This window comes from Paraburkholderia sp. EG287B (assembly GCF_040965595.1).
Lineage (GTDB): Bacteria > Pseudomonadota > Gammaproteobacteria > Burkholderiales > Burkholderiaceae > Paraburkholderia.
This window is the reverse complement of the sequence record NZ_JBFRCG010000117.1, coordinates 1-255: the sequence shown is the minus strand read 5'-3', so window position 1 is coordinate 255 and position 255 is coordinate 1. Positions and strand designations below refer to the sequence as shown.

Below are 255 nucleotides of genomic sequence, written 5' to 3'. Positions count from 1 at the left end.
GTGCGCGCCTTGTACGCCTCGATGATCGGCATGCCCGCGATCGGCGACTTCGGGTCATTCTTCGCCGCCGGATTCACCACGTCGTTCGCCCCGAGCACCAGCACCACGTCGGTCTGGCCGAACTCGTCGTTGATGTCCTCCATCTCGAACACCATGTCGTAGGGCACTTCGGCTTCCGCGAGCAGCACGTTCATGTGGCCCGGCATGCGGCCCGCCACCGGGTGGATCGCGTAGCGCACATCCACGCCCTTCTCC

At 65.5% G+C, this 255-nt stretch carries 1 protein-coding gene; it reads right to left on the bottom strand.

The annotated features are described in order from the left end of the window. A partial coding sequence (locus tag AB4Y40_RS42975; protein WP_368693000.1) for an NAD(P)(+) transhydrogenase (Re/Si-specific) subunit beta occupies window positions 1-255 on the bottom strand: 255 nt, incomplete at both ends.